This window comes from Nocardioides sp. NPDC006273 (assembly GCF_040613495.1).
Classification (GTDB): Bacteria; Actinomycetota; Actinomycetes; order Propionibacteriales; family Nocardioidaceae; genus Nocardioides.
The window spans coordinates 48,003-54,006 of the sequence record NZ_JBEXSD010000041.1; the positions used below are offsets into that span (position 1 = coordinate 48,003).

Genomic DNA, 6,004 nt, shown 5'->3' on the forward strand with positions numbered 1-6,004 from the left:
GGAGCCTAACCTAAATTCTGAGAAAGGCAGGTCGCGGCCCGCGGACTGGCCTAGAGTGTCGTCGTGCTCTACTCCGCCGGGTTCGAGTTCGAGTATGCCCTGGTGAGCGAGACGGGGGCCTTCCGTGACTTCGGGGACCTCGACTTCGCCGCCCTCCAACACGCCCTCGCCGACGGCTCCGGCACCACCGACGAAGGTCTGGTGCGCGGTGACCTCGGCATCAAGAACGGCTACTGGTACCTCGAGGGGGACGAGCGGTTCGACCCCAACGGGGTCTTCACGTCGATGCTGGTCAAGGGGGTGGAGATCCGCACCCCGATCTGCTCGAACACCACCGAGGCCGCCGACCGGCTGATCGATCTGCAGACCGACCTCTCCGTGCGTCTCGATCCCCTCGGCCTGAGCCTGGGCATCGTCGGCTTCAACCCGGTCCGCGAGGCGTACGTCCTCGACCCGCCACTCAACGAGTGGGAGCAGAGGATGCGGGCCGAGCATCGTGAGTACGACCATGCCGAGGTCTCCAACCTGAGCTACGGCCCCGACATCAACCTCTCCTTCCCCGAGCTCTCCGCGGCCGACGTCGTCGAGGTGACCCGGCGGCTGACCTACTACAGCCCGTTCATGGTGCCGTTCAGCTTCAGCTCTCCCTTCCACGCCGGCCGGCCGTGGCGCGGCCCCAGCAAGCGCACCTACGAGCGCACCTGGCGGCGCGTGGCGGCGCGCTGCTTCGTAGGCTCACCGCCGACAGGGGCTGAGCCCACGATGGTCCACCCGCCGCGGATCCCCCGCGAGGAGGGACGCATCGAGTTCAAGGCCTTCGACGCCTTCCTCTCCCACGACCTGCTGCTCGCCGGCGCCGCCCTGACGCTCGGGGTCTGCCTCGCCGACGACCTCCCCGGGCTCGCCGACACCCCCAGCCGTGACCTGCACCAACGCGCCGCCACGGCCGCCTTCGCCGATCCAGAGATCGCCGCCGGCGCCCGCGAGGTGCTCGCCGCAGCCCACCGAGTCCTCGCCGCGGGGTCGACCATGGGCGCGGAGGCCGGCCACCTCGACCGACTGGACCAGTTGCTGCGCGCGGGACGTACACCTGCCGATAGCCTTCTAGACGCATATTCACGCACAGGCCTGATGTACCTCTCGGAAGGACTTCGTTGACCGATCTGCCCGCCGACCTGCCCGCCGACACGACCACTGACCCGCTCGTGACACTGCCCGCGCAGGCCGATGTGGTGATCTGCGGAGCCGGGCCCATCGGCGCCGCGACGGCCTACTACCTGGCCCGGCCGGGCCTCCGTGTGGTGGTGCTCAACTACGACCCCCCGGGCGATCCGGCGAACCTCGCGACCTACCGCTACTCCGGGGGCAGCCTCCGCTGGACCTGGCCGGACCCGGTCAAGCGCGAGATGACGACCGAGACCGAGAAGTTCATCCGCGGCGCGGCACCACACGTGGATCTGGCGATGCTCCAGAACACCTACCACCTGCTTCACACCGGTGAGCTCATTCCGGCGCTCAACGTCTCCGCCACGCGGCTGGTCGAGCTGCTGCGGGACCAGGCGGAGGAGCGGGGGGCGCAGTTCATCGACGCTGTCGCCGTCACCGGGGTCCGGCCGGACGGCTCCGGGCACATGGTCGAGACCACCCGTGGCACCGTCCGCGCCGGACGGGTCCTCGGTGCGATGGGTGCCGCCAACGCCTCGGTGTTCCCGCAGAGCAGCGCGGCCCCCGAGAAGCGCCAGCTCTTCGTGCTCGACCTCCCGGTGCCGCCCGAACGCGAGCAGATGCCCCACACGATCGTTCCTGTCGGCGACGGCTTCGGCTACGTCTTCCTCAAGCTGGTCGACGACCGGCTGCGGGTCCTGGTCGGCCAGGAGGACATCGTCGAGGACGACGACACCTCAGGACCTGTCGACCACTGGTCGACCATCCTCGACCGTGGGCTCGGCGAGACCCTCCCCTGGCTCCGTGAGGCCCACGTCGACGAGATCCTCTGGGGCGTCGACACGGCACAGAAGACCCTCGTGGTCGACGAACCCGCCGCCGGCCTGCTCATCGCCAACTGCGGCAGCGCCATCCGCTCCGCCGCCTGGCTGGGACGTACGCTGGCCGAGCGCCTGGGCGCCTAGATGAGCTCGGCGCGGGTCGGCGGGTTGGCACCGGCGCGCGAGACGGTGACCGCCGCGGCCCGGACGCCGTGGGCGAGCACCTCGCGACGGTCGCGCTCGAAATCGTCCCAGAGCGCGTCGACCAGGCCCGCGGAGAAGGTGTCGCCGGCACCGATGGTGTCCACGACCGTCACCTTCTTCGCGCCGACGTCGATCCGCTCGGACTCGGTGATCCAGCTGGCGCCGTCGCCACCACGGGTCACCGCGACCGCACCGGCGCCGAGCTCGAGCAGCCGAGCCGCCGCGCCGTCGAGCCCGACCCCGGGGTAGAGCGTCTCCAGGTCCTCGTCGCTCGCCTTGACCACATCGGCGTACGCCGCGGCCCTCTCGATCCGCGAGACGACCTCCTGGCCGGTTCCGGTCAGCGTGGGCCGCATGTTGATGTCGTAGAGGACGCGCACGCCGTCCGGGAGGCCGTCGAGGAGCGCGAAGACCGTCTCGGCGCCGGGCGAGAGCACCGGAGCGAGGGAGCCGATGTGAACGAACCGCGGCGTGCCCACGGCGATCTCGCCGAGCTTCCACTCCAGGTCGAAGACGTACGCCGCGGACCCGTCGTCCGCGATGGTGGCCTGCGCGGTCGAGGTCCGGGGCAGCACGTGCGGGTCGCACGCCATCCGTACCCCGGACTCGGCCAGGTGCGTGGCCAGCGACTGCCCACGCGCGTCATCGGCGTAGGAGGCGGCGTAGCGCACCGGCCGGCCGAGCCGGCCCAGCGCGACGGCGACGTTGGCACCGCTCCCGCCGGGATGTTCCCGGGTCACGCCGTCAGCCGTGGTGACGACGTCGACCAGCGCCTCTCCTAGCACCAACACGTCAGCAGCGGCATTGTCACGATCCAGGCTGGTCACGGCGGCAGATTAGCAACTCGGCGTAGGAACGAATTTTCCGGGGTTGACCAGCAGAAACCGCCTACTGTCCAGTAACCCACCGCGGATGGGCGACCGCTCCAGACCGCGTGCGACCATTGAGGATGTGACCGATGAATCCACCGAGACGACTGGTGGTCCGCAGGGCCCGACCCCCGCCCAGCCGACCGTAATCCATGAGGGTCTACCGACCCAGCTTCCGGACATTGATCCCGAAGAGACCAGTGAGTGGCTCGGCTCCTTCGACGCGATGCTCGAGACGAGCGGGCGCGATCGGGCCCGCTACGTCATGCTGCGTCTTCTGGAGCGTGCCCGCGAGCAGTCCGTCGGCGTCCCTGCCCTGCGAAGCACCGACTACATCAACACCATCCCCTCCGACCGCGAGCCGTGGTTCCCGGGCGATGAGGACATCGAGCGACGCATCCGCGCCTTCATCCGCTGGAACGCCGCCGTCATGGTCTCCTCCGCCAACCGCAAGGGCCTCGAGGTGGGCGGCCACATCGCCACCTACCAGTCCTCCGCGAGCCTCTACGAGGTCGGCTTCAACCACTTCTTCCGCGGCAAGGACCACCCAGGCGGTGGCGACCAGGTCTTCATCCAGGGCCACGCCTCCCCCGGCATCTACGCGCGTGCGTTCCTCGAGGGCCGGCTCAACGAAGAGCAGCTCTTCCGCTTCCGCCAGGAGGTGCAGCACGGCGTCGGCCAGGGCATCTCGTCCTACCCGCACCCGCGTCTGATGCCCGACTTCTGGGAGTTCCCGACGGTCTCCATGGGCCTGACCGGGATCAACTCGATCTACCAGGCACGATTCAACCGCTACATGCAGAACCGCGGCATCAAGGACACCTCCGACCAGCGTGTGTGGGCCTTCCTCGGCGACGGCGAGATGGGTGAGCCCGAGTCGCTCGGCGCCATCCGGGTCGCCGCCCGCGAGGAGCTCGACAACCTGGTCTGGGTGATCAACTGCAACCTGCAGCAGCTCGACGGCCCGGTGACCGGCAACGGCAAGGTCATCCAGGAGCTTGAGTCCAACTTCCGTGGTGCCGGCTGGAACGTCATCAAGGTCATCTGGGGCCGCGAGTGGGACCAGCTGCTCGCCAAGGACGTCGACGGCGTCCTGGTCAACAAGATGAACTCCACCCCTGACGGACAGTTCCAGACCTACTCGGTCGAGACCGGTTCCTACGTCCGGGAGAACTTCTTCGGCTCCGACCCGCGCCTGCGCAAGATGGTCGAGCAGATGAGCGACGAGCAGATCCGCAAGCTCCCCCGCGGCGGCCACGACTACCGCAAGGTCTACGCCGCCTTCGATGCGGCCACCAAGACCGCCGGACAGCCGACCGTGATCCTCGCCCACACCATCAAGGGCTGGACGATCGACGCTCTGGAGGGCAAGAACGCCACCCACCAGATGAAGAAGCTGACGATGGCGGACCTGAAGAAGTTCCGCGACCGGCTGCTGCTGCCCATCTCCGACAAGGAGCTCGAGGCGACCTACGAGCAGACCGGCGCGGCGCCGTTCTTCAACCCGGGCCCGGAGTCGGCCGAGATCGAGTACATGATGGAGCGCCGCAAGCAGCTCGGCGGCCCGCTCCCCGAGCGCCGGGTCGAGTTCAAGCCGCTCACCCTGCCGGGCGACAAGATCTACTCCGAGCTCAAGCAGGGCTCCGGCAAGAACAAGATCGCCTCCACCATGGCCACCGTCCGGCTCCTCAAGGACTGGATGCGGGACCCGGAGATCGGCAAGCGCATCGTCCCGATCGCACCGGACGAGTACCGCACCTTCGGCATGGACGCGATGTTCCCCAGTGCGAAGGTCTACAACCCGGGCGGCCAGCAGTACGAGTCGGTCGACCGGAAGTTGTTGCTCTCCTACAAGGAGTCCGCACAGGGCCAGCTGCTGCACGAGGGCATCTCCGAGGCCGGCGCGGTCGCTTCCGCGACCGCTGCCGGAACGGCGTACGCGACCCACGGCGAGCCGATGATCCCGTTCTACATCTTCTACTCGATGTTCGGGTTCCAGCGCACCGGCGACTCGATCTGGGCGATGGCCGACATGATGGGCCGCGGCTTCCTGATCGGCGCCACCGCCGGCCGCACCACGCTGACCGGTGAGGGTCTCCAGCACGCAGACGGTCACTCCCCGTTGCTGGCCGCGACCAACCCGGCTGTCGTGCACTACGACCCAGCGTTCGCGTACGAGGTCTCGCACATCATGCAGAGCGGTCTCGAGCGGATGTACGGCACGTCCGAGGAGCACCCGCACGGCGAGAACGTCATCTTCTACCTGACCGTCTACAACGAGCCGGTCAGCCAGCCCAAGGAGCCCGAGGACGTCGACGCCGAGGGCATCCTGAAGGGCATCCACCAGGTCTCGACCGCCGAGGGCGAGGGCCCGCGGGTCCGCCTGCTGGCCTCCGGCGTCGGCTACCCGTGGATCGAGGAGGCTGCCCGTCTCCTCGAGGAGGAGTGGGGCGTCAAGGCCGACACCTGGTCGGTCACTTCCTGGAACGAGCTGGCTCGCGACGCCATCGAAGCCGAGCAGTGGAGCCTCAACCACCCGGGCGAGACCCCGCGTACGCCGTTCGTCACCGAGAAGCTGGCCGGGTCCAACGGCCCCGTCATCGCGGTCTCCGACTACATGCGGGCCGTCCCGCTGCAGATCGCCCGCTGGGTGCCTGACGACTACCGCGTTCTCGGCGCCGACGGGTTCGGCTTCGCCGACACCCGCCCGGCCGCGCGTCGCTTCTTCCAGATCGACGCCCAGTCCGTCGTCGTCCAGGCCCTCCAGGCCCTGGCCGAGGCCGGCGAGATCGACGGCTCCCTGGTGAAGAAGGCCTTCGACACCTACCGCATCGACGACCCGACCGCCGCGAAGGGCATCATGCAGGAGGGCGGCGACGCCTGAGCCCCACGCCTCCCCCGGCATCTACGCGCGTGCGTTCCTCGAGGGCCGGCTCAACGAAGAGC

The 6,004-nt window shown here is 68.9% G+C and carries 4 protein-coding genes; 3 read left to right on the forward strand and 1 reads right to left on the reverse strand.

Going from position 1 to position 6,004, the window contains the following annotated elements:
* The first annotated feature begins 63 nt into the window (after positions 1-63).
* On the forward strand, positions 64-1,158 hold the full coding sequence (locus ABZZ22_RS17865; protein ID WP_354933726.1) for a glutamate-cysteine ligase family protein: 1,095 nt from the start codon (positions 64-66) through the stop codon (positions 1,156-1,158).
* Positions 1,155-2,129 carry an FAD-dependent oxidoreductase gene (locus ABZZ22_RS17870; RefSeq protein ID WP_354933728.1) on the forward strand — a complete coding sequence of 325 codons (975 nt, stop codon included), beginning with the start codon at positions 1,155-1,157 and terminating at the stop codon, positions 2,127-2,129. The genes ABZZ22_RS17865 and ABZZ22_RS17870 overlap by 4 nt, the downstream gene beginning before the upstream one ends.
* Here the strand turns inward: ABZZ22_RS17870 and ABZZ22_RS17875 are convergent.
* The gene (locus ABZZ22_RS17875; protein ID WP_354933730.1) at positions 2,126-3,016 is read right to left on the reverse strand and encodes a carbohydrate kinase; all 891 of its coding nucleotides are present in this window, start codon (positions 3,014-3,016) and stop codon (positions 2,126-2,128) included. The genes ABZZ22_RS17870 and ABZZ22_RS17875 overlap by 4 nt on opposite strands.
* 124 nt (positions 3,017-3,140) lie before the next feature.
* Between ABZZ22_RS17875 and aceE the strand changes: the two genes are divergently transcribed.
* A complete protein-coding gene (gene aceE / locus ABZZ22_RS17880; protein ID WP_354933732.1) occupies positions 3,141-5,942 on the forward strand; it encodes a pyruvate dehydrogenase (acetyl-transferring), homodimeric type in 2,802 nt (933 codons plus the stop codon).
* Positions 5,943-6,004: the final 62 nt, after the last annotated feature.